We start from the raw sequence: 22,038 nt of genomic DNA on the forward strand, positions 1-22,038 counted from the left end.
CCTTTATTTCCTTACCCTTCTCCCTTTTTTCCGCTCTTTCCGATTGGCGTCGTAGTAGCCTGGTTGCAGAATTGTTACCAATTGCAAACCAGGGGAGGAAATCCTGTGAATAAATCAATGTTAGCGGGTATCGGTATTGGCGTGGCCGCTGCGCTGGGTGTCGCTGCGGTAGCAGGCATGAACGTGTTTGACCGTGGTCCTCAGTATGCGCAGGTAATCTCCGCCACGCCAATTAAAGAATCGATTAAAACGCCGCGTCAGGAGTGTCGCAACGTAACCGTAACCCATCGTCGTCCGGTGCAGGATGAAAACCGCATCACTGGCTCAGTGCTGGGGGCGGTGGCAGGGGGTGTCCTGGGTCACCAGTTTGGTGGCGGTCGCGGGAAGGACGTGGCCACAGTGGTAGGGGCGTTAGGCGGCGGGTATGCAGGTAATCAGGTGCAGGGTGAAATGCAGGCGCGTGATACCTACACCACGACTCAACAACGTTGCCGGACGGTCTATGATAAATCCGAGAAAATGCTGGGCTACGACGTGACGTATAAAATTGGCGATCAGCAGGGTAAAATTCGTATGAATAACGATCCTGGAACTCAGATCCCACTGGATGGTAATGGTCAGCTTGTTTTGAATAACAAAGCGTAAAATAGCAGTACTGTACCTGTTGGCTCCTCAATTGCTCAGGCTGAGGGGCCTTTTTTATTATCAAGGCCTTATGATTAAGGCCTTGATATAGTCAGATGAGCTCCTGCTGAAACCTGAGCAGAAACCCGGTGATAAGAACAGCGATAAAAGCAAAGAGTACGGAACCACCACATAAAACCCAGAGGCCAGATAATAATGTAATTACTATTAGCACTTTGATGAATGGTAATAGCAAAATCATCGTCGTTTTCCTTCTGCATGTGTCCAGTCAGTATGTGCGCAACGTTATCGAAGAGCCAAAATGCGCAAATAAGTAAACCCACCAATTCTTTAATAACGTCATCATAACGTTGCTTTTATTTGCGCAGGTAAATCGTTAGCAGCGCAATAATTACTGTTTAATCTTAGCAAAGCGGTAAAAACGACTTTACGTTTTCACCTATTGTTTAAATAGGTGAAAACGATAATGAGAGGCACGCATACAGGTTCAGCGGGTTATCAGGGTTGGCCACAGACGAAGCGTCGTGCGCACTACCTGCAGCAGCTTGTCGCAACTCGCTCCTTCACGCGCACTAATGGACATGCCCTGTAAAATACAGCTCAGGAATTCAGCCACCTCCGTTAACGGTGTGTCCCCGGGAATTTCACCTCGCTGCTGGCGGAGAGCAAGAAATTGCAGCAATAACTGTTCCTGACGTGCGTGGCGCGCCTTAATGGTTTGTGCAATGGTCTGTGAAGAGGCTGCCAGTGTGGCTGACGTATTAATCAGAAAACAACCTGCAGGCGTCTCTTTACTGGTAAAGCAAGTTGCAACGGCGGTGAAGTAATCTTCGAGTGCCTGTGTCACGGGTTTTCCTTCGCCAAGCAGTTGCGCCTCATGCTGCGCTGCAAAGCGGGCAATATACCGGTCAAGGACCGCACGGAATAACCCCTCTTTATTAGTAAACTCTGCATACAACGTTGGCGCTTTTGCGCCGGTAGCTTCTACAAGATCGGATAATGATGTGGCTTCATAACCATGCTGCCAAAAGAGCGTCATGGCTTTGTCGAGCGCCGCTTCCCTGTCGAACACTTTCGGTCGGCCACGGCTTTTTTTAATACTACTGCTGACGTCATCGGTCATGTGCCGTTCCACCTTGTTGGTTTGTTGAACAATCATTATAAAAATAAATGTTCATTGATGCCAGCAGCAAATAGCACAAATTATTAAATTATATCTATCTGATAATTAACGATTTATCAAATTAAATAACATTCATTATAAAAATGGATTGACGAGTGATATAGATCACATTTATCATTTGATTATCGATCGTTAATTAATTAAATTTTAACGACCTCCTCAATCATCTGCCCGGAGTCATGAACATGAAAAACGTTAAAACACTGTTTGCTGCTGCTATCCTGAGTTCCCTCTCGTTTGCAAGTTTTGCTGCTGTACAGGTTCAGGCCACTCCTACTGGTCAACAGGAAGTGGGGACCGTTGCTGTTTCTGCAGGTACTAACCTCTCGTCAGTTGAAAACCAGCTGGCACAAAAAGCCGAAGCGTCTGGCGCAACGTCTTACCGTATCACCTCTGTGACCGGTTCTGACAAACTGCACGGTACAGCGGTTCTCTACAAATAATTGTTGAGTTAAGCGACGTAAGTACCACAAAAAAGGCCCCGCATGTTCGGGGCCTTTTTTTATGCTTAAAGCGATTGGGATGGTGGGGGGGCATGACGAGTGACGTCGACTGGCATGCCGGAACGGATCTCAATGGCGTGGTCGAAAACATCGGCTTCGCTTTCAGGCGCGTTTCTAAAACGCTGCATCGTCTGATTAAGGGTAACTGGCAGCAGCCGTGGATCGTCATCAATGGATTTTGACAGCGGCTGGTGTACCTCCACAAGACGTCGGCCATCCGGTTCCGCTGACACCTTGATTGGAGTATTGATGATATTGACGCGAGTACCTGGTGTAATGGCATTAAACAACGCCTGAATGTCATCGTCTCTCAGGCGAATACACCCTGAACTGACGCGCATGCCAATGCCAAAATCAGCATTGGTGCCGTGAATTAAATACACGCCGCCGTAGGCCGCCAGGCGAATAGCATGATGACCCATCGGGTTATCAGGACCTGCCGGAACGACAGCAGGCAACTCAATGCCCTGCGCTTTATAGCGGGCGCGGATATTGGCGGTTGGCGTCCAGGTAGGGTTCGCACGCTTATCCGATACCGTGGTCACCATCGTAGGCGTAAGCGTGTCGCTGTCCAGTTGCCCGATACCGATAGGGTAGACCGTGACCTCGTTGGTGCCGGGCGGATAGTAATAGAGTCGCAGCTCAGCAAGATTTATCACAATCCCCTGGCGTGGCGCGTCGGGCAGCAGAGTCTGCAAAGGTATCGTCAGTACACTACCCGCTCGCGGCACGTATGGATCAACGCCTGGGTTGGCCTGCAATAGGGCGAGAAAACCGACATTATATTTTTTTGCGATAGCCTCCAGCGATCCCCCATCATTTTCCACAACATGATAGCGATTTTCACCTACCATCCGCCCGCCTGCCGGGGGGAGGGGCCAGGTATTGGCTCTTGCGGGTAGTACAAGCACCACGGCAATCAGCACCGCCCAGAGTGCAATGCGCGCATCTTTTATCATCATCATAATCCATGTGAATAATAAGGTTATTTTTATAAAAACAGCCAATGGAATTATGGTGGGCTGAAGCGTCGGGAAGTCCTGGGGAGTGCAAAGTGTTTGTAAATATGGCAGGAAAACCGGATCGGGAGCGTGCCGATCCGGTCTGGAGGTGCTATCAGGCGACGGCGTTCTGCTCCAGTTGCAGCATAAAGTTACGAACCCATTCCATACGGGTTTTACGCTCGCTCAAATCCTGGAAGAACTTCAGTCGCGTCGGGCCATCGAGCCGGAAGTGCTGCGGCTGTTTTTGCAGCAGACCAATGAGCCAGGCCGGGTTAACGTGATTCTTCTCGCTAAATTCAATACTCCCTCCTTTTTCATTACCCTCAAGCTTACGAATCCCCAGTTTCTGCGCCTGCTGCCGCAGTCGGGCAATATCCAGCAGGGTGCGGGCAGCATCCGGCAGCAGGCCAAAGCGATCGATCAGCTCCACTTTGATCTCATCCAGCTCGTTTTCATTTCTCGCACTGGCGATGCGCTTGTAAAACGAAAGGCGGGTATTCACATCAGGAATATAATCATCCGGCAACAGGGAGGGCATGCGGAGCTCGACTTCGGTCTGCTGACTGGTGAGATCTTCCAGTGACGGTTCACGGCCAGCCTTGAGGGCATCAACTGCGCTCTCCAGCAGATCCATATAGAGAGAGAAGCCGATCGTTTCCATTGAACCACTCTGGTCCTCACCTAGCAGCTCGCCAGCGCCACGAATCTCAAGATCATGCGTAGCCAGTGCAAAACCGGCCCCTAAATCTTCCAGCGAGGCGATAGCTTCAAGACGTTTTTGCGCATCGGTAGACATCGCTTTTGGATGTGGCGTTAACAACCAGGCATAAGCCTGATGGTGCGAACGGCCAACACGACCACGGAGCTGGTGCAGTTGCGCAAGACCAAAGTGGTCGGCGCGTTCGATAATAATGGTATTGGCAGTAGGGATATCAATGCCGGTTTCAATAATGGTGGTACATACCAGAACGTTAAAACGCTGATGATGGAAATCATTCATCACCCGTTCCAGCTCGCGCTCACGCATCTGGCCGTGGCCGATGGCGATACGCGCTTCGGGCACCAGCTCCGCCAGCCGGTCGGCGGCTTTCTGGATATTCTCGACATCATTATAGAGATAGTAGACCTGACCGCCGCGCAGAACTTCACGCAGGATAGCTTCGCGAACCACCAGATTGTCGAACTGTCGGACAAAGGTTTTCACTGCCAGTCGGCGGGCAGGTGGGGTTGCAATAATCGACAGATCCCGCATACCGCTCATCGCCATGTTCAGCGTGCGCGGAATGGGCGTTGCGGTAAGCGTCAGGATATCCACATCGGCGCGCATCGCTTTGATCCGCTCTTTGTGGCGCACGCCAAAGCGGTGCTCCTCATCGACGACCAGCAGGCCTAAATCTTTGAGTTTTACATCACTTTGCAGCAATTTATGCGTACCAATCAGGATGTCGATTTTTCCCTGGGCGGCCTGCTCCAGAATCTGCGCCTGCTCTTTAGCGCTGCGAAAGCGAGAGAGCATCTCAATGCGTACCGGCCAGTTGGCGAAACGATCGCGGAAATTCTCAAAGTGCTGCTGCGCCAGCAGGGTCGTTGGCACCAGCACTGCAACCTGCTTGTTATTCTCAACGGCGAGGAAGGCGGCGCGCATCGCCACCTCCGTCTTGCCAAATCCAACATCACCGCATACCAGACGGTCCATTGCCAGTGGCTGGCACATGTCACTCAGTACAGCATTGATGGCCTGAGCCTGATCCACGGTGGTTTCAAAGGGGAAGCTGTCACAAAAGAGCTGATACTGTTCTTTATCATGCCGGAAGGCAAAACCAGCTTTTGCTGCCCGCTGGGCGTAGATATCAAGAAGTTCAGCTGCCACATCACGCACTTTTTCTGCGGCTTTCTGCCGCGCTCGCGACCAGGCATCGCTGCCAAGTTTATGCAGCGGGGCGTTCTCTTCCGCGCCACCCGCATAGCGGCTGATAAGATGCAATGATGAGACGGGCACATAAAGTTTGGCGTCGCCAGCATAGGTAAGCATCAGGTATTCGCCTTTGATGCCGCCCGCTTCCAGGGTTGTCATGCCCGCATAGCGCCCCACGCCGTGCTCCAGGTGAACCACGGGCTGACCGATGTGCAGCTCCGCGAGATTGCGAATCAGAGTATCGGGGTTAATGGTGCGCCGACTGTCCTGACGACGACGGGCAACCCGTTCGCCTAACAGATCGCTTTCGCAAATCAGCGCCCGGTTACGCAGAGTATCAACGAAGCCATGTTCAGCTGCGCCTATCATCAGATAGCGCCCGCTAGCGCCAGCATCATCAAGTTGCGCAATGGGTTTTGGTGACACCTTAATACGTGCCAGCAGTTCACCCAGAGCTTCGCGTCTCCCTTCACTTTCTACAGAAAAAATCACCGGGCCGGTGAAAGATTCAAGGAACTTACGCAGGTTATCCAGCGGGGATTTATTCTGTGCCTGCACCGACAGATCCACGAGCGTCTGATAGCCGAGGTTTGTATGACCCGCTTTTTCCGTCAGATGTTCCGTTTTTAACTGGATGCGAGGCCAGTGTTTAAGCTGGCTGAACAACTCTTCCACACGTAACCAGAGCTGCTCAGGCGGCAGCAACGGGCGCATCGGGTCAACGCCACGGTTTTCAAAACGTGCCTGTATTTCCTGGCTGAAACGTTCCGCACTTGCTTCAAGGTTACCGGTGTTGATTAGCAGAGTACCGGCCGGGAAATAACTGAAGAGTGCGGGCAGGGGTTCATTGAAGAAAAGTGGCTGCCAGTACTCGATCCCAGCGGGCAGGGTCCCTTTGCTGACCTGCTGATAGATGTGTTCGGCATCGCGTTTGACATCGAACCGATCGCGCCACTGGCTTCTGAAGAGTTCAATAGCGCTTTTATCCGTCGGGAACTCATGAGCCGGAAGCAGGTTGATGGCCTCGACTTCCTCAAGCGTCCGCTGCGTGTCGGCGTCAAACAGGCGCAGGCTGTCAATTTCGTCATCAAAGAAGTCGAGACGATAAGGCTGGGGACTGCCCATTGGGAAAAGATCGAGGAGTGCGCCACGGGTGGCGTACTCGCCATGTTCCATGACCTGATCCACATGGCGATAACCTGCGCTGTCGAGCTGAGCGCGCAGCGCATCGCGGGACAGACGCTGCCCTTTTTTCATGACCAGCGCATGACCGTGCAGGTAGTTATGCGGGCAGACCCGTTGCATCAGCGTATTGACCGACACAATCAAAATACCCTGCTTTAAGGCCGGTAGTTGATACAGTGTCGAAAGGCGCGAAGAGATGATTTCCTGATGCGGTGAAAAGCTGTCATAAGGCAGCGTTTCCCAGTCCGCGAGGTTTATCACTTTAACCTGGGTAAACTGCGCAACTTCATCCTGCAAACGCAGGGCGTTCTGCATATCGGGGGCAATCAGGACCACAGGGCCTGGGTGACGTGCGGCAATTTCAGCGACTTCTGTTGCACACGCAGAGCCAGTCAGTTCGCCAAGCTGACGGTGATCGCCAGCCTTCACGGGCAGAGAATAACGATAGTCTTCAGGCATAGGTAGAATCAGGATCTCATGTATGTATGCCCCTGTTATGGGGGCATATTACTGATACGCAATCCCTTTATTATCCGCGATTGTGATTTATTCGCCAACCCTAACGCATCGCCCTAGCGCAGCGACGGGACGAGGCGCAATTTTGCCGGCGGTGTGAAAAAAAGATCGCCGAAGATCCACGCCGAAAGTTTGCGCACCCCCAGCCCTACCGTGACACAGACCACCAGGCTCAGGAACGGGTAGGTCAGGATAAGCGCCAGTTCAGCAACCGCAGGCCATTTCCCGGCATTCAACGGCGCCAGTAATCCCAGGCTTGTGGCTTCAATAATGATGCGATGGGTGGTGTAAATAGCCAGTGTATTAGTGCCAACGACGTTAAACAGCGAAGTTTCACTGGCTCCGAAGCGAGACTCGATGGCATAGAACAGGCGCAGAATAGCGACAATGGAAAAAAGGCTGAGCAGCAAGGAAACATTCAGGAACCACAGCGCAACGGCGGCAAGCAGACAGGGAAAGATGACCAGAAGAGACCGACGAATGGGAAAGGTTTTAATCGCTTCCATCAGGGCCGCGCCGTACCAGGCACCCAGGCTGTAATAGATCATATTGCGCAGCACGCTGTTCATTCCCCACCACGGCAGAGGGGCAAAATTAATGGCCACGCTTAACAGCGCCATGACAATAAGGGCCGCCCGTGCCTGACGGTGAACCAGCTTACAAATAATGAAATAGACCACCAGCGCATAGAGGTACCAGAGGCTGGTACTGGCGGTAAGCATGCCGTGCAGGAATTCGGTCAGGCTGTCGGCGTAAGCGGCGTTGGCCGCATTACTGAGATCGCGCTCGGGGGCGAGCCACGCATTAATCTGACTCAGAGCCAGCCATTGCAGGAAGCCCCAGAGTGCCAGCACATAAAAGATTTGCCAGATGCGTTTGTCGAGCGTCTCTTTCCAGGGCACATCAGCGATGTATCGGCGTATAAGAAAGCCTGAGATAAAAAAGAATACCGGCATCCGAAAGGGTGCCAGATAAAGATTGAAGTAGATCCAGCATTTCGACAGCGTCTGTGACCAGGGCGTCGCAAACGTAACAAGGTGCGGGTAAAAGGTGATAACTGAATGGTAAATAACCACCAGACAGATGCATAACCCTTTTATCTGATTAATCCATAAAGCCTTTTTTTTCATCATTGCGTGCCATTTTGTTGCCAGAGTTCAGGCCGGTTATCCTGGTTGCCTGGCAACTCGAAGTAATGGGAAACAGTCTGCATTTCACTTTTTTCAGATTAAGATCAGGGTGAGCTGCAGAAAATCCCGGCTGCGGTTACCCTTCAGGGGGAAGTCGAAAACAATAGCAATTTGATTTCTCGGATTTTTTCCCTCTGTTCAGGCCCTTTGCTTTCGGTTTCACTCATTTACGCTCTGTGCTTTCGCTTATATACTCCTGAGTCTGCTACCTGCAACCAGACGGATTTCATGTACCAACCTGTCACTCTCTTTATCGGACTGCGCTATATGCGTGGGCGTGCAGCCGACCGCTTCGGTCGATTCGTATCCTGGCTGTCTACTATCGGCATTACGCTTGGCGTGATGGCGCTGGTGACCGTGTTGTCGGTCATGAATGGCTTTGAGCGTGAGCTGCAAAACAACATTCTGGGGCTGATGCCGCAGGCCGTTATCTCTGCCAAAACGGGCTCCATCAATCCACATGAGCTTCCCGCCACTGCGCTGAAACTACAGGGCGTCAACCGTGTTGCGCCGCTGAGTACCGGTGATGTCGTGCTGCAAAGCGCGCGCAGTGTCGCGGTGGGCGTGATGCTCGGTATCGATCCGGCGCAAAACGATCCGCTCACGCCATACCTGGTCAATGTGCAGCAATCCGTTCTGGCGGCCGGTCAGTACAACGTCATTATCGGTGAGGGATTGGCCGGGCAGCTTGGCGTGAACCGGGGCGATCAGATCCGCGTGATGGTCCCCTCTGCCAGTCAGTTTACCCCGATGGGGCGTCTGCCGAGCCAGCGCTTGTTTACCGTGGCGGGCACCTTTGCCGCCAGCAGCGAAGTTGATGATTATCAGATGCTGGTCAATATCCAGGATGCCTCACGTCTGCTTCGCTACCCGGCGGGAAACATTACCGGCTGGCGTCTGTGGCTTGATGCGCCGCTGCAGGTTGATGTATTAAGCCAGCAAACATTGCCGCAGGGCACCAAATGGCAGGACTGGCGCGACCGTAAGGGCGAACTCTTCCAGGCCGTGCGCATGGAAAAAAATATGATGGGGCTGTTGTTGAGCCTGATTGTTGCCGTTGCGGCGTTTAATATCATTACCTCGCTTGGTCTGATGGTCATGGAGAAGCAGGGCGAAGTTGCGATTTTGCAAACCCAGGGGCTCACCCCGCGCCAGATCATGGCCGTCTTTATGGTGCAAGGCGCCAGTGCCGGTGTTATCGGTGCACTGCTGGGTGCGGTGCTCGGTGCACTATTGGCCAGCCAGTTGAATAATTTGATGCCGATAATCGGCGCGCTGCTTGATGGCGCGGCGTTACCGGTCGCCATCGACCCGCTCCAGGTCGTGGTAATTGCGCTGGTGGCGATGGCCATCGCGTTGCTTTCTACGCTTTATCCTTCCTGGCGCGCTGCCGCCACTCAACCCGCTGAGGCTTTACGTTATGAATAAAATCCTGTTGCAATGCGACAACCTGTGCAAACGCTATCAGGAAGGCAATGTGCAGACTGATGTGCTGCATGATGTCACGTTCAGCGTAGGGCAGGGTGAGATGCTGGCGATTGTCGGCACGTCCGGTTCGGGTAAAAGTACGCTGCTGCATTTGCTGGGCGGCCTCGACACGCCAACGTCCGGTGATGTTATCTTTGATAACCAGTCAATGCGCAAACTCTCCTCTGCGGCAAAAGCCGATCTGCGCAACCGGGAGCTGGGTTTTATCTATCAGTTTCATCACTTGCTGCCGGACTTCTCAGCGCTGGAAAACGTGGCTATGCCGCTGTTGATAGGCAAACAGAAACCGGCGGAGATTGATGCCCGCGCGCGTGAAATGCTGCGTTCCGTGGGGCTTGAACACCGTGCCAGTCATCGTCCGTCAGAACTTTCCGGGGGGGAGCGCCAGCGTGTGGCGATTGCCCGTGCGCTGGTAAACAATCCGCGTCTGGTGCTGGCGGATGAACCGACGGGTAACCTGGACGCCCGTAACGCAGACAGCATTTTCCAGCTGCTCGGAGAGCTGAACCAGTCGCAGGGCACCGCGTTTCTGGTTGTTACCCACGATCTGCAGCTGGCAAAACGCATGAGTCGCCAGCTTGAGATGCGCGATGGGCGCCTGACCACTGACCTGACCCTGATGGGGGCGGAGTAATGTCATCGCTCTCTTTACGGATTGCTCTGCGCTTTAGCCGGGGGCGCCGCCGTAGCGGCATGGTTTCGCTGATTTCTATTATTTCGACGATTGGCATCGCACTGGGTGTGGCGGTGCTGATAATGGGTCTGAGCGCGATGAATGGCTTTGAGCGGGAGCTGAACAACCGCATCCTGGCCGTGGTGCCTCACGGCGAAATTGAGCCCGTTAACCAGCCCTGGGCCAACTGGAATGAGGCTCTCGCGAATGTCGAAAAAGTGCCAGGCATCGTTGCCGCCGCACCCTACATTAATTTCACGGGGCTGGTGGAGAGCGGCAGTAATCTGCGCGCCATTCAGGTGAAAGGGGTAAACCCTGAGCAGGAGTCGCGCCTTAGCGCTCTACCGCGCTTTATTCAGGCTGATGCCTGGCGCGCATTTAAGGCGGGTGAACAACAGATCATTCTCGGCAAAGGCGTTGCAGATGCGCTGAACGTAAAGCAGGGCGACTGGGTGTCCATCATGATCCCGAATTCCGACACCGATCATAAATTACTGCAACCCAGGCGTGTCAGACTGCACGTTACCGGCGTTCTGCAGTTGAGCGGCCAGCTCGATCATGCGTTTGCGATGGTGCCAATGGCCGATGCGCAGCAATATCTGGATATGGGTAGCAGCGTGACCGGTATCGCCATTAAAGTGAGCGATGTCTTTAATGCCAACCAGCTGGTACGTAATGCCGGTGAAGTCACCAACAGCTACGTTTACATTAAGAGCTGGATTGGCAAGTACGGCTACATGTACCGCGATATCCAGATGATCCGCGCCATCATGTATCTGGCGATGGTGCTGGTGATTGGCGTGGCCTGCTTTAACATCGTCTCCACCCTGGTGATGGCGGTGAAGGATAAAAGCAGTGACATAGCGGTGCTGCGCACGCTGGGCGCGAAAGATGGTCTGATTCGTGCTGTGTTTGTTTGGTATGGGCTGCTGGCAGGGCTGCTGGGTAGCGTGATTGGCGTGGTGATTGGCGTGGTTGCGGCACTGCAGCTGACGCCCATTATTACGCTGATTGAAAAGATGACCGGGCATCAGTTCCTGTCAGGGGATATCTACTTTATTGATTTCCTGCCGTCGGAATTGCATGTGCTGGACGTGGTGTATGTGCTGGTAACGGCACTGCTTCTCAGTCTGGTGGCGAGCTGGTACCCGGCGCGCCGTGCGAGCAATATCGATCCGGCGAGGGTGTTGAGCGGACAGTAAACAGGTTAACAAGGAGAGGCGATGTATTACGGATTTGATATCGGCGGCAGCAAAATCGCGCTGGGGGTGTTTGATGATACCCGACGTTTACAATGGGAAACGCGGGTCGCCACCCCTAAGGATAGCTACGAAACCTTTTTACAGACAATTGCGCAGATGGTTGCGCAGGCGGATGCCCGATGTGGTAGTCAGGGCAGCGTCGGCATTGGTATTCCCGGGATGCCTGAAACTGCCGATGGCACACTCTATGCCGCCAATGTCCCCGCTGCCAGCGGAAAACCACTGCGTCACGATCTGAGCGCGCTGCTCAACCGTGACGTGCGCCTCGACAATGACGCTAACTGCTTTGCGCTTTCTGAAGCCTGGGACGACGAGTTCCGGCAGTATCCGTTGGTGATGGGGCTGATTCTGGGCACCGGCGTGGGCGGGGGGCTGGTGGTTAACGGCAAATCGATCACCGGGCGCAGTTACATCACCGGGGAATTTGGTCATATTCGCCTGCCGGTGGATGCCCTGACGTTAATGGGTTTTGATTTCCCCTTGACGCGCTGCGGCTGCGGTAAGCTCGGCTGCATCGAAAATTACCTTTCCGGGCGAGGTTTCGCCTGGCTTTATCATCATCTGTACGGTGAATCGCTGACCGCCCCGGAAATTATTGTCCGTTGGACGCAACATGACGTGCGCGCAAGAAATCACGTCGACCGCTACGCTGATCTGCTGGCCGTCTGTCTGGGCAATATATTGACCATCGTGGATCCGGATTTAGTGGTCATCGGTGGCGGTTTGTCGAATTTCTCCGCATTGACTACCCTGTTAGCACAACGGCTACCGCAACATCTGCTGCCTGTTGCCCGTGTGCCACGCATTGAATGTGCCCGCCACGGTGATGCGGGTGGGATGCGCGGTGCGGCTTTCCTTCATCTTACTGATTAGTCCTGAGAGGATGTTATGCAGTCTCGTCGGTCACATCGTCTCAGCTGTTTTCGCCGTAATAAACGCCGCCTGCGTGAGCGCTTACGCCAGCGGATCTTTTTTCGAGACAGCGTGGTGCCCCAAGTGATGGATAAACCGAGAGTAGTGGTACTGACCGGGGCTGGCATTTCAGCCGAGTCCGGTATTAGAACATTTCGCGCGGCAGACGGCCTGTGGGAAGAACACCATGTGGAAGATGTGGCTACGCCAGAAGGTTTTGCCCGTAATCCTGCGCTGGTTCAGTCGTTTTACAATGCCCGTCGACGCCAGTTGCAACAACCGGAGATAACACCTAATGCCGCGCATCTGGCGCTGGCAGCACTGGAAGCAGCGCTGGGTGACCGCTTTTTGCTGATCACCCAAAACATTGACAATCTGCATGAGCGTGCGGGTAATAAGCAGATAATTCATATGCATGGCGAACTGCTTAAGGTGCGTTGTTCGCAAAGCGGTCAGGTGCTGGAGTGGACTCAGGACGTTACGCCGGAAGATAAGTGCCACTGCTGCCAGTTCCCCGCGCCGTTGCGCCCTCACGTGGTATGGTTTGGCGAAATGCCGCTCGGTATGGACGACATTTACCATGCCCTCTCTATGGCGGATGTCTTTATTGCTATTGGTACGTCAGGACATGTTTACCCTGCGGCAGGGTTTGTTCATGAGGCAAAACTGCAGGGTGCGCATACCGTCGAGTTAAACCTTGAACCAAGCCAGGTGGGCAGTGAGTTTGAAGAGAAGCACTATGGTCTGGCAAGCGCCGTGGTGCCGGCATTTGTCGATAAGCTCTTAAAAGGTCTTTAGCTGAGCGTAACGAAGCGCCATCAGGCGCTTCGTTTATGCGGGCTTAGCGGCCAGCCTTCAGCTTCTGGTAATACTCTTCATAAATTGCACTCGCATTACCCACATCGTTCTGCCATTCGCCTTTGCTGATGGTCTCAGCATCCGGGTAGAGCGATTTGTCGTTAGCCACCTCGGGACTGAGCAGTTTACGCGCAGCGAGGTTAGGCGTCGGATAACCGATAGTTTCCGCTACCTGTTTTGCCACATCCGGGCGCAGCAGAAAATTAATCAGCTTCAGTGCACCCTCTTTGTTTTTGGCGTTAGCCGGAATGGCCAGACTGTCCATCCAGAAAATCCCCCCTTCCTCGGGCCAGATAACCTCCAGCGGCGTGCCATTCTGCCGTGCAACCCAGGCCGAGCCGTTCCAGACCATGCCAAGGTTTACCTCGCCTTCCATATAGGGGTTAGCCGGATTATCGGAGTTAAAGGCTGCCACATTAGGCATCAGCTTTTTCAACTCGTTATAGGCCGCTTCTATCTCTTTTGGATCGGTCGTGTTACCGGACAGGCCAAGTTTACGCAGCGCCATCTGGAACACTTCACGGGCGTCATCGGTCAGCAGCAGGCTGCTCTTGTATTCCGGTTTCCATAAATCAGCCCAACGGGTCACCGACTTCGGATCCACTTCATCACCGTTGATCCCAATCGCCGTTGCTCCCCAGATATAAGGGATAGAGTAGTCGTTATTGGGATCAAACGGCTTGTTGAGCATCGCCGGATCGAGGTTATGGAAGTTGGTAAGCGTCGTTTTATCGATTTTCTGAATCATGCCTTCTTTGCGCATTTTATCGACAAAGTAGGTGGACGGAACAACAAGATCGTAAGCCCCGTCTTTGTAGGTTTTCAGCTTGGCATACATCGTTTCATTCGATTCGTAGGTCGAATAAATAACCTTGATGCCCGTCTCTTTGGTGAACTGTTCCAGCAGCCCAGGCGGCACATACTCTGTCCAGTTGTAGAAGTAGAGTGTTTTGCTATCGTCCGCATGCGCAGTACTCATTCCTAAAGCCAGAGCGCCCGCCGCGAGCAGGTGGCGTGACCATTTCATCATTTTACGTCCCCTGTGTTTACGCCTGGCGAGCCAGGCTTTTCGTTTTATCACGCGCTATCCACTGGCTGGCAACTACCAGCACCAGTGACAGCACCAACAGAATGGTCGCCAGCGCGTTCACCTCAGGTGAGACGCCGACCTTGACCATCGAATAAATTTTTAACGGCAGAATTTCATACCCCGGCCCTGTCACAAACGACGACACGACCACATCATCCATCGACAGGGTAAAGCTGAGCAGCCAGCCTGCGGCAACAGCGGGCATCGCCAGCGGAAGAATAATTTTGCGCAAAATGGTGATTTCACCGGCACCTAAATCTTTCGCCGCTTCCAGCATTCGGACATCAAAGCCTTTGAGCCGTGAATAGACGGTCACTACCACAAAAGGCAGACAGAAGGTGATGTGCGAGAACAAGAGCGACCAGAAGCCCAGTTGAATGCCTGCCAGCATAAAGAGAACCAGCAGGGAAATTGCCATCACAATGTCCGGCGACATCATCACCACAAACAGCATACCGCTGACAAACGGCTTCCCACGAAAACGATAACGGTATAGCGCCACCGCCGTCAGTGAACCAACAAGGGTTGCAAAGGTTGCGGAGAGGACGGCCATGGTCAGTGAATGCCTGGCTGCCTGGATAAGACTGTCATTGTTCAACAGCAGGCTGTACCAGTCGGTGGTGAAGCCTTGCCAGTTGATACCAAACCGCGAGCGATTAAAGGAGTTCACAATCAGAATGATGATTGGAATATAAAGGTAAGCATAAATAGCGGTCATAAAGCCACCGCGCAGCAGTCGGCCTGTCATTCCAGCTCCACCTTTTTATTCAGTAAACGCGATGCTCGCCAGTAAACCAGCAGCATGCCACCCATGATTACCGTCAGCGTAATGCTGGTGGCAGCACCGAAGGGCCAGTCGCGAATATTAAGAAACTGGCTCTTAATCACATTGCCAATCAGCAGGTTTTTCGCACCACCCATCAGATCCGACACGTAAAACAACCCCATAGCGGGCAGCAAAACCAGCAGGCAGCCGGCAATGATACCTGGCATGGTGAGGGGAATAATAATGCGCAGGAAGGTCTGTAATTTACTCGCACCCAGATCTTTTGCTGCTTCCAGTAGCGGCTTATCCAGCTTTTCAATGCTGGAATAGAGCGGCATGACCATAAAAGGCAGCAGGATATAGACCAGACCAATGATCACGGCAACGGGGGTGAACATCACGCGTATCGGTTCATCAATGACCCCCAGCCAGAGTAAAAAGGTATTGAGATACCCTTTGGTGCTGAGGAAAATTTTTAGTCCGTAAATACGTATCAGTGAATTGGTCCAGAAAGGAACAATCAACAGAAAAAGTAGAAGAGGGCGCACGCGAGCAGGCAGTTTTGCTAAAAACCAGGCAAACGGATAACCCAGCGCCAGGCAGGCGAGGGTTGCCAGCACCGCCATATTCAACGAGTGCAGCAGCACGTCAAAGTAGAGCGGATCCAGCAGGCGCGCGTAGTTGTCCAGTGAGAAAACCATCGCCACAAAGTGTGCATCGTCACGGGTTAAAAAGCTGGTGACAATAATCATCAGGTTGGGCAGAAAGACAAACAGCACAAGCCAACCGACGACAGTGGCAATCACCACATTCTGGAATTTACTTGTGCTCTTCATCAGCCAGTACGACCTCCCAACTTTCAACCCAGGTAATGGCCATTTTCTGATCCAGCGAGTGGTCAAAATCCGGATCATCTTCGTTGAAGAATTCGCTGACCAGTACCACCTTGCCGTTCTCCAGCTCGACCACTGACTCAAGGGTCATGCCTTTGTAATTTCGTTCGCGCACATATCCGATCAGCCCATCGACAGGGGCCGCATCATTTATCTCTTCGACGCGTAAATCTTCCGGGCGCAGCAAAACATGAAGGGATTGATCTTTTTCAACGGCAAAATTGACGTAAATAACACATTCCCGACCTTCGACATTCGCCCTGACGCGCCTGTCATCAAGCCGTTCAATCACGGTGGCGGAAAAATTATTAATCTCGCCGATAAAACTGGCGACAAAGAGGTTTTTAGGCTCTTCATAGATTTCGCGGGGCGTGCCGTCTTGCTCAATTTTGCCGTCACGCATGACCACTATACGGTCAGACATGGTCAACGCCTCTTCCTGATCGTGGGTGACGAAAACAAAGGTGATCCCAAGCTTACGCTGTAGCGCTTTAAGCTCATTCTGCATCTGCTTACGTAACTTGTAATCCAGCGCGGAGAGAGATTCATCAAGCAGCAGCAAACGGGGTTTATTCACCACCGCACGGGCGATGGCCACGCGCTGCTGCTGGCCGCCAGAAAGCTGGTGGGGTTTACGCTGCGCAAAGGTTTCAAGTTGCACCATCTTCAGCGCATCGGTAACGCGCGGCGCAATGTCGGCGGCTGGCGTTTTTTGCATCCGCAGACCAAATGCCACGTTTTCAAACACGGTCATATGAGGGAAGAGAGCATAGCTCTGAAAGACGGTATTAACGTGGCGGTGCTCGGCAGGCACATCGGTGATATCCCGGTCATCAAGACGAATATGGCCGACATCGACACTTTCCAGCCCGGCGATCAGGCGTAAAACCGTGGTTTTACCGCAACCGGAGGGACCCAGCAGCGTAATAAATTCGCCGTTATTAATGGTGAGGTTGAAATCAGAAATGACAGTTTTGCCGTCAAAGCCTTTGCCTATCCCGGCCAGTTGAACCAGCGGGGCGTGCGAACGCGAATGTGTAGTCAATTTTTTACGCTGTCCCATATAAACGCACCGGATGACGCTCCGGATGCGGGGTTTGTGATTAACCACCTTAGGGTCTGACACATTGATAGAGGCCTGGCATTCTACGGCAAACCATTGAAATCGCCAATTGTTGATGCATTTTTGCAGCGCAAAAGCTGAGGTATTCGCTACCCTTACAAAGCAGGACAAAATGAAAATATTCTCGTTAACGGGATAAAAGTGACCTGACGCAATATTTGTCTTTTCGGGCTTACTGATAATGTTGTCACATTAAGTGAGGGTGGCTACATGGAAAAATTATTAGAGCGTTTTTTACAGTACGTCGCGCTGGACACGCAATCGAAGCCCGGTGTCCGCCAGGTTCCCAGTACCGACGGTCAATGGAAGCTCCTGAACTTGCTCCGGCAACAGCTTGAAGAGATGGGACTCGTGAGCGTCACCTTGAGTGAGAAAGGCACGGTCATGGCCAGGCTCCCGTCTAATGTGGATAAGCCGGTTCCGGCGATTGGATTTATTTCCCATGTTGATACTTCCCCTGACTGCAGCGGGAAAAACGTCAATCCACAGATTCTGGAAAACTACCGCGGTGGTGATATCGCGCTCGGCGTGGGCGATGAAATACTCTCGCCGGTGATGTTTCCGGTGCTGCATCAGCTGCTTGGTCAGACGCTGATTACTACCGACGGCAAAACGCTGCTGGGGGCGGACGACAAAGCTGGCGTGGCGGAGATCATGACGGCTCTCGCCGTACTGATTAAGAACAACGTCCCTCATGGCGATATCTGCGTGGCGTTTACCCCTGATGAAGAAGTGGGCAAGGGGGCGAAATTCTTCGATGTGGCGGCCTTTGGCGCACAGTGGGCCTATACCGTCGACGGCGGCGGCGTGGGCGAACTGGAGTTAGAAAACTTCAACGCGGCTTCATTAACCATCAAAATAGTCGGTAACAATGTGCACCCTGGCACCGCCAAAGGCGTAATGGTCAACGCCCTGACGCTGGCAAGCCGCATTCATGCCCTGGTACCAGAGGAGGAGAGCCCGGAGCAAACGGAAGGGTACGAAGGGTTCTATCACCTCACCAGTATTAAGGGCACCGTTGAGCGTGCTGAGATGCACTACATTATTCGCGATTTTGACCGTAAAGCCTTTGAAGGTCGCAAACGTAAGATGATGGAGATTGCAAAAAAAGTCGGCAAAGGACTTCATCCGGACTGCTATATCGAGCTCATTATGGAAGACAGCTATTACAATATGCGCGAGAAGATTGTTGAACATCCGCATATTATCGAGATAGCGCACCAGGCGATGCGGGATTGCGATATTGAACCGCAAATGAAGGCTATCCGCGGCGGCACCGATGGCGCGCAGCTCTCCTTTATGGGATTACCCTGCCCCAATATCTTCACCGGCGGCTATAACTACCACGGCAAGCATGAATTTGTCACCCTGGAAGGCATGGAGAAAGCCGTGCAGGTAATTGTGCGAATTGCAGAGTTAACGGCGAAATAATTGCCAGAAACCCCGGAGGTTGACTCCTCCGGGGTGGGTATATTAATCCTCGAAGAACCAGTAGCCGCAGTTCACCAGAGCGGCGAGCATCGCCAGAAACGAAGGGTCTTCCAGGGCATCGCCCAGGCTTTCGTCGCTGAGGACGATATGATTTGCCAGCGCGTCCAGGGCTGGCTGATGGGGAGAGTTAACACGCTCGCCATTAACAAACACTTCACCCCCAACACGCAACACCCGCAGACCACCCAGACGCACCAGTTTATCTCCCTGGCGGAGCGCATCATAAATTTCATCAGGCTGATAGGGCGGTTCGGGCGGCGTGATATCCAGTTCATGGCGCGACTGGGTGAGGAACTCGCCGATCCATTCGTTGAAATGCTCTGGCTGATTAACCAGATCCAGCATCATCTGGCGCAGGCCGTCCAGCTCCTCTGGTAGGACATCCGCCGGATGTTCACGGGAAGGCATTTGCGGGTCTGAGTAACGCTGGCTGCCGAGTTCGCGTTGCAGGATATAATCAGCGAAACCACTGATAAGCTCCCGGCCGCTTGGTGCACGATAACCTACCGAATAGTTCATCGAATTTTCCAGCGAGTAGCCTTCGTGAGGGAATCCGGGCGGAATATAGAGAATGTCGCCAGGTTCCATCTCTTCGTCGATGATGGCATCAAACGGGTCAACCTGCAGAAGATCCGGGTGAGGGCAGTGCTGCTTCATTGGCGTTTTCTCGCCCACCCGCCAGCGACGGCGTCCGGTACCCTGAATAATAAAGACATCGTACTGGTCAAGATGGGGACCTACGCCACCGCCGGGCACCGAAAAGGAGATCATCAGATCGTCCGTACGCCAGTCAGGCAGCGTGCGGAAGGGGCGCATCAACGCCGCGGTGGGTTCGTGCCAGTGGTTAACCGCCTGCACCAGCAGCGACCAGTTGTTTTCACCCAGATGATCGTAACTTTCGAACGGTCCGTGGCTGACCTGCCATTTGCCATAGAGATGGCTGACCAGGCGGCTGTCGACTTCATCTTCCATAGCCAGCCCGGCCAGTTCGTCAGGGGAAATAGGATCGATAAATTGCGTAAAACCGCGTTTTAACAGTACCGGGCGTTTTTGCCAGTAGCGTTCGATAAACTCCGGCCAGTTAAGATTGACGTTATAGTCCATGTTGGTTCCCCAAACGTTTGTTTGAGTCGCAGTATAACGGATGCATTACAGACTGCGTGCGCGATGTAACCTAATTTTAACTGAATGGCTTAATTATCGCCGTTAAACGGCTGCTGACGGCCAAATACGGCTTCCATCTTCGCCCCGCCGAGCAAGCTTTCCCGCGTAATGATTTGCCCGTCATACTGTTCGACAATTTCACGCGCCACGGTTAACCCTACGCCCTGGCCCGGTCGAAGCGTGTCGGCACGCTGACCCCTGTCAAAGACGGCTTCCCGCATCGCGTGCGGAATACCCGGCCCATCATCTTCAATGAGAATATGCAGCCTGTCATCCGTCTGCCGGACTGAAACTTCGACGAACTCAAGGCAATATTTACAGGCGTTGTCCAGCAGGTTTCCCACCACTTCCATAAAGTCATTTTTCTCACCAACAAAACTGATTTCAGGAGAGATATCGAGGCTGATATCGACCCCCTTGCGTTGGTAGACTTTGTTCAGTGCCGAGGCGAGGCTGTCCAAAAGCGGCGCTACGGGATGCAGTTCCCGACTGAGCAGGCCGCTGCTGCCACGCATGCTGGCGCGATGGAGATAGTAGCCCATCTGCTGAGAAATGCGGCTGATCTGTTCTAGCATGACCGGTTCGGCCTCACTCACGCTCAGCTTCTCGCTGCGTAAAGAACGCAGCGTACTTTGCAACACGGCGAGGGGGGTTTTCAGGCTATGGGTCAGGTCGGTCAGTGTGGTGCGGTATTTGTCATAGCGCTCACGTTCGCTGCGTAACAGGCGATTGAGATTGCGCACCAGACTGGTCAGTTCGCGGGTAGTGGCCGGATTAAGGTTCTCGCGGTGATGTTCTTCCAGCTCACGAACCTCTTTTGCCAGCGCTTCGATAGGGCGCAGACTCCAGCGTGCTGCCAGCCACAGCAGGGGGATAACCAGTAACAGATTGGCGGCCAGTACATACACAAACCAGCTCCATACCATCCACGAGCGCTTAAGTTCAATAGGGATGGTGTCGATGACCACAATAGTAAGCTGCGGCATTTGCGCTGTCGCAGGATAGAGGTTAACGGCCACCGAGTGTGTCATCTCGGAGTTGTCGTCATCCTCGCGGATGGCATTGAACTGCTCTTTTACGGATTCATCGTTATGCACCAGTGTGCTTGAATCGTCGACATCTGCTTCTATCTCCTGAAAACCATCAGCTTTCAGCCAGGAGGGATCGACACGCTTGACCAGCCAGGGAACGTCACGCTGAGCCCAGAGCAGGTTGCCCTGTTTGTCATATATCAGCGCGATGGTGGGGCTTTGCAGATTAAGGTTTTCTGGCAGGTCCACGCTTAAGCGGTTGTTCTCCCACTTTGCCAGGGTATAGAACAGATTGCTTTCACCACGCAGCAGCCGGAAGGTGGTTTTGTCAAAACTGACGCTGTAGCCCACCAGTGCCACCATACCGTAGGCCAGTGATAACACCAGCACCACGGCGGCGGTGGCCAGCAGAAAACGAACGCGCAGTGAAAGGGGAAAAAAATGGCGCAGCAGCCGCTTCATTTTTCTCATTTTGGCAATTCGAAGAGATAGCCCTGACCACGCACCGTGGTTATCACGTCGCCTGGGTACTGCGCCTGAATTTTTTTGCGCAGGCGGCCCATCAGAACATCAATGGTGTGGCTTTCACGTAACTCGGCATCCGGGTACAGCTGGAGCATCAGCGAATCTTTACTGACCACTTTGCCGTTATTACGGATAAGCGTCTCCATGATGGTGTATTCAAAGGCCGTCAGTTTGACCGCTTCGTCGTTAATCGTCATTTCACGACGGGAGAGATCAACCTGGAAAGGGGGCATGGAGATAACCTGCGATGCCAGTCCACTGTTTCGACGCATCAGCGCCTGCATCCTGGCTACCACTTCTTCAATATGAAAAGGTTTGGTGACATAGTCGTCAGCACCGGCACTGAGCACTTCCACTTTATCCTGCCAGCCTTCACGGGCGGTCAGGACCAGTACCGGCAGGGACACATCATGCGAACGCCAGCGGCGAATCAGCGAAAGGCCATCTTCATCCGGCAGACCAAGATCCACCAGAGCAATATCGGGCAGATGTTCATTAAGAAAATAATCGGCTTCTTTAGCATCCTCTGCGGCATCCACCTGATGACCTGAATCCTGAAGCTGAACTTTTAAATGGTGACGTAAAAGAGCATTGTCCTCCACAACGAGTACGCGCATCGTA

General features: G+C 53.1%; 19 protein-coding genes. 8 read left to right on the forward strand and 11 right to left on the reverse strand.

The genetic code is table 11. The features are described 5' to 3' along the window. The first annotated feature begins 105 nt into the window (after positions 1-105). A complete protein-coding gene (locus KXR87_RS00415; protein WP_437430301.1) occupies positions 106-645 on the forward strand; it encodes a glycine zipper 2TM domain-containing protein in 540 nt (179 codons plus the stop codon). A gap of 487 nt (positions 646-1,132) precedes the next feature. On the opposite strand, the gene KXR87_RS00420 is transcribed toward KXR87_RS00415, so the two are convergent. Next, positions 1,133-1,768, reverse strand: a complete 636-nt coding sequence (locus KXR87_RS00420; protein ID WP_437430302.1) for a TetR/AcrR family transcriptional regulator — start codon at positions 1,766-1,768, stop codon at positions 1,133-1,135. A 245-nt stretch (positions 1,769-2,013) separates the two neighbouring features. Between KXR87_RS00420 and bhsA the strand changes: the two genes are divergently transcribed. Then, on the forward strand, positions 2,014-2,271 hold the full coding sequence (gene bhsA / locus KXR87_RS00425) for a multiple stress resistance protein BhsA (protein ID WP_437430303.1): 258 nt from the start codon (positions 2,014-2,016) through the stop codon (positions 2,269-2,271). 65 nt (positions 2,272-2,336) lie between these two features. Here the strand turns inward: bhsA and ldtC are convergent, their stop codons facing one another. The 3 genes from ldtC to KXR87_RS00440 all read right to left on the reverse strand — a co-directional run bounded on the left by ldtC (position 2,337) and on the right by KXR87_RS00440 (position 8,081). Further along, on the reverse strand, positions 2,337-3,293 hold the full coding sequence (gene ldtC / locus KXR87_RS00430; RefSeq protein ID WP_437430548.1) for a L,D-transpeptidase LdtC: 957 nt from the start codon (positions 3,291-3,293) through the stop codon (positions 2,337-2,339). A gap of 154 nt (positions 3,294-3,447) precedes the next feature. Then, positions 3,448-6,894, reverse strand: coding sequence for a transcription-repair coupling factor (mfd, locus tag KXR87_RS00435; RefSeq protein WP_437430304.1), 3,447 nt, complete (start codon positions 6,892-6,894; stop codon positions 3,448-3,450). 113 nt (positions 6,895-7,007) lie between these two features. Continuing rightward, a complete protein-coding gene (locus KXR87_RS00440; protein ID WP_437430549.1) occupies positions 7,008-8,081 on the reverse strand; it encodes an acyltransferase family protein in 1,074 nt (357 codons plus the stop codon). Positions 8,082-8,369: 288 nt separating this feature from the next. Here KXR87_RS00440 and lolC point away from each other — a divergent pair, with 288 nt between their 5' ends. From lolC to cobB, 5 genes are read left to right on the forward strand one after another with little or no spacing between them, the layout of a single operon-like run. After that, positions 8,370-9,569: a lipoprotein-releasing ABC transporter permease subunit LolC gene (lolC, locus tag KXR87_RS00445; RefSeq protein WP_437430305.1), complete on the forward strand. Its 1,200-nt coding sequence runs from the start codon at positions 8,370-8,372 to the stop codon at positions 9,567-9,569. Next, positions 9,562-10,263 carry a lipoprotein-releasing ABC transporter ATP-binding protein LolD gene (lolD, locus tag KXR87_RS00450; protein WP_437430306.1) on the forward strand — a complete coding sequence of 234 codons (702 nt, stop codon included), beginning with the start codon at positions 9,562-9,564 and terminating at the stop codon, positions 10,261-10,263. The genes lolC and lolD overlap by 8 nt, the downstream gene beginning before the upstream one ends. Next, the gene (lolE, locus tag KXR87_RS00455; RefSeq protein ID WP_437430307.1) at positions 10,263-11,504 is read left to right on the forward strand and encodes a lipoprotein-releasing ABC transporter permease subunit LolE; all 1,242 of its coding nucleotides are present in this window, start codon (positions 10,263-10,265) and stop codon (positions 11,502-11,504) included. The genes lolD and lolE overlap by 1 nt, the downstream gene beginning before the upstream one ends. Before the next feature lie 21 nt (positions 11,505-11,525). Next, positions 11,526-12,437, forward strand: coding sequence for an N-acetylglucosamine kinase (nagK, locus tag KXR87_RS00460; protein ID WP_437430308.1), 912 nt, complete (start codon positions 11,526-11,528; stop codon positions 12,435-12,437). A gap of 15 nt (positions 12,438-12,452) precedes the next feature. Next, complete coding sequence (gene cobB / locus KXR87_RS00465) at positions 12,453-13,274, forward strand: Sir2 family NAD+-dependent deacetylase (protein WP_437430309.1); 822 nt, start codon at positions 12,453-12,455, stop codon at positions 13,272-13,274. 43 nt (positions 13,275-13,317) lie between these two features. Here the strand turns inward: cobB and potD are convergent, their stop codons facing one another. From potD to potA, 4 genes are read right to left on the reverse strand one after another with little or no spacing between them, the layout of a single operon-like run. Beyond that, positions 13,318-14,364, reverse strand: coding sequence for a spermidine/putrescine ABC transporter substrate-binding protein PotD (potD, locus tag KXR87_RS00470; RefSeq protein ID WP_437430310.1), 1,047 nt, complete (start codon positions 14,362-14,364; stop codon positions 13,318-13,320). A gap of 16 nt (positions 14,365-14,380) precedes the next feature. Then, complete coding sequence (potC, locus tag KXR87_RS00475; protein WP_437430311.1) at positions 14,381-15,172, reverse strand: spermidine/putrescine ABC transporter permease PotC; 792 nt, start codon at positions 15,170-15,172, stop codon at positions 14,381-14,383. Then, entirely contained in the window at positions 15,169-16,026 is an 858-nt protein-coding gene (gene potB, locus KXR87_RS00480) for a spermidine/putrescine ABC transporter permease PotB (protein WP_437430312.1), read from the reverse strand. Before potB ends, potC begins: the two co-directional genes overlap by 4 nt. Further along, on the reverse strand, positions 16,010-17,146 hold the full coding sequence (gene potA, locus KXR87_RS00485) for a spermidine/putrescine ABC transporter ATP-binding protein PotA (RefSeq protein WP_437430313.1): 1,137 nt from the start codon (positions 17,144-17,146) through the stop codon (positions 16,010-16,012). The genes potB and potA overlap by 17 nt, the downstream gene beginning before the upstream one ends. 270 nt (positions 17,147-17,416) lie before the next feature. Here potA and pepT point away from each other — a divergent pair, with 270 nt between their 5' ends. Further along, positions 17,417-18,637 (forward strand): peptidase T, encoded by a 1,221-nt coding sequence (pepT, locus tag KXR87_RS00490; protein ID WP_437430314.1) that lies wholly within the window; start codon positions 17,417-17,419, stop codon positions 18,635-18,637. 42 nt (positions 18,638-18,679) lie between these two features. Here the strand turns inward: pepT and KXR87_RS00495 are convergent, their stop codons facing one another. The 3 genes from KXR87_RS00495 to phoP form a co-directional block, all read right to left on the reverse strand. Next, a complete protein-coding gene (locus KXR87_RS00495) occupies positions 18,680-19,801 on the reverse strand; it encodes a JmjC domain-containing protein (protein WP_437430315.1) in 1,122 nt (373 codons plus the stop codon). Positions 19,802-19,890: 89 nt separating this feature from the next. After that, on the reverse strand, positions 19,891-21,354 hold the full coding sequence (gene phoQ / locus KXR87_RS00500) for a two-component system sensor histidine kinase PhoQ (RefSeq protein WP_437430316.1): 1,464 nt from the start codon (positions 21,352-21,354) through the stop codon (positions 19,891-19,893). Positions 21,355-21,359: 5 nt separating this feature from the next. Next, positions 21,360-22,034, reverse strand: a complete 675-nt coding sequence (gene phoP / locus KXR87_RS00505) for a two-component system response regulator PhoP (RefSeq protein ID WP_437430317.1) — start codon at positions 22,032-22,034, stop codon at positions 21,360-21,362. Positions 22,035-22,038 lie beyond the last annotated feature (4 nt).

Origin of the sequence: Yokenella regensburgei, assembly GCF_051486985.1 — a bacterium.
In the GTDB taxonomy this organism is placed as follows: Bacteria; Pseudomonadota; Gammaproteobacteria; order Enterobacterales; family Enterobacteriaceae; genus CBFFRJ01.

What these genes read in the sequence shown, in the direction of transcription:
- KXR87_RS00420 (WP_437430302.1), bottom strand. Translation starts at nt 1,768, where the DNA reads ATGACCGATGACGTCAGCAGTAGTATTAAAAAAAGCCGTGGCCGACCG.
- bhsA (WP_437430303.1), top strand. Translation starts at nt 2,014, where the DNA reads ATGAAAAACGTTAAAACACTGTTTGCTGCTGCTATCCTGAGTTCCCTC.
- ldtC (WP_437430548.1), bottom strand. Translation starts at nt 3,293, where the DNA reads ATGATGATAAAAGATGCGCGCATTGCACTCTGGGCGGTGCTGATTGCC.
- mfd (WP_437430304.1), bottom strand. Translation starts at nt 6,894, where the DNA reads ATGCCTGAAGACTATCGTTATTCTCTGCCCGTGAAGGCTGGCGATCAC.
- KXR87_RS00440 (WP_437430549.1), bottom strand. Translation starts at nt 8,081, where the DNA reads ATGAAAAAAAAGGCTTTATGGATTAATCAGATAAAAGGGTTATGCATC.
- lolC (WP_437430305.1), top strand. Translation starts at nt 8,370, where the DNA reads ATGTACCAACCTGTCACTCTCTTTATCGGACTGCGCTATATGCGTGGG.
- lolD (WP_437430306.1), top strand. Translation starts at nt 9,562, where the DNA reads ATGAATAAAATCCTGTTGCAATGCGACAACCTGTGCAAACGCTATCAG.
- lolE (WP_437430307.1), top strand. Translation starts at nt 10,263, where the DNA reads ATGTCATCGCTCTCTTTACGGATTGCTCTGCGCTTTAGCCGGGGGCGC.
- nagK (WP_437430308.1), top strand. Translation starts at nt 11,526, where the DNA reads ATGTATTACGGATTTGATATCGGCGGCAGCAAAATCGCGCTGGGGGTG.
- cobB (WP_437430309.1), top strand. Translation starts at nt 12,453, where the DNA reads ATGCAGTCTCGTCGGTCACATCGTCTCAGCTGTTTTCGCCGTAATAAA.
- potD (WP_437430310.1), bottom strand. Translation starts at nt 14,364, where the DNA reads ATGATGAAATGGTCACGCCACCTGCTCGCGGCGGGCGCTCTGGCTTTA.
- potC (WP_437430311.1), bottom strand. Translation starts at nt 15,172, where the DNA reads ATGACAGGCCGACTGCTGCGCGGTGGCTTTATGACCGCTATTTATGCT.
- potB (WP_437430312.1), bottom strand. Translation starts at nt 16,026, where the DNA reads ATGAAGAGCACAAGTAAATTCCAGAATGTGGTGATTGCCACTGTCGTC.
- potA (WP_437430313.1), bottom strand. Translation starts at nt 17,146, where the DNA reads ATGGGACAGCGTAAAAAATTGACTACACATTCGCGTTCGCACGCCCCG.
- pepT (WP_437430314.1), top strand. Translation starts at nt 17,417, where the DNA reads ATGGAAAAATTATTAGAGCGTTTTTTACAGTACGTCGCGCTGGACACG.
- KXR87_RS00495 (WP_437430315.1), bottom strand. Translation starts at nt 19,801, where the DNA reads ATGGACTATAACGTCAATCTTAACTGGCCGGAGTTTATCGAACGCTAC.
- phoQ (WP_437430316.1), bottom strand. Translation starts at nt 21,354, where the DNA reads ATGAAGCGGCTGCTGCGCCATTTTTTTCCCCTTTCACTGCGCGTTCGT.
- phoP (WP_437430317.1), bottom strand. Translation starts at nt 22,034, where the DNA reads ATGCGCGTACTCGTTGTGGAGGACAATGCTCTTTTACGTCACCATTTA.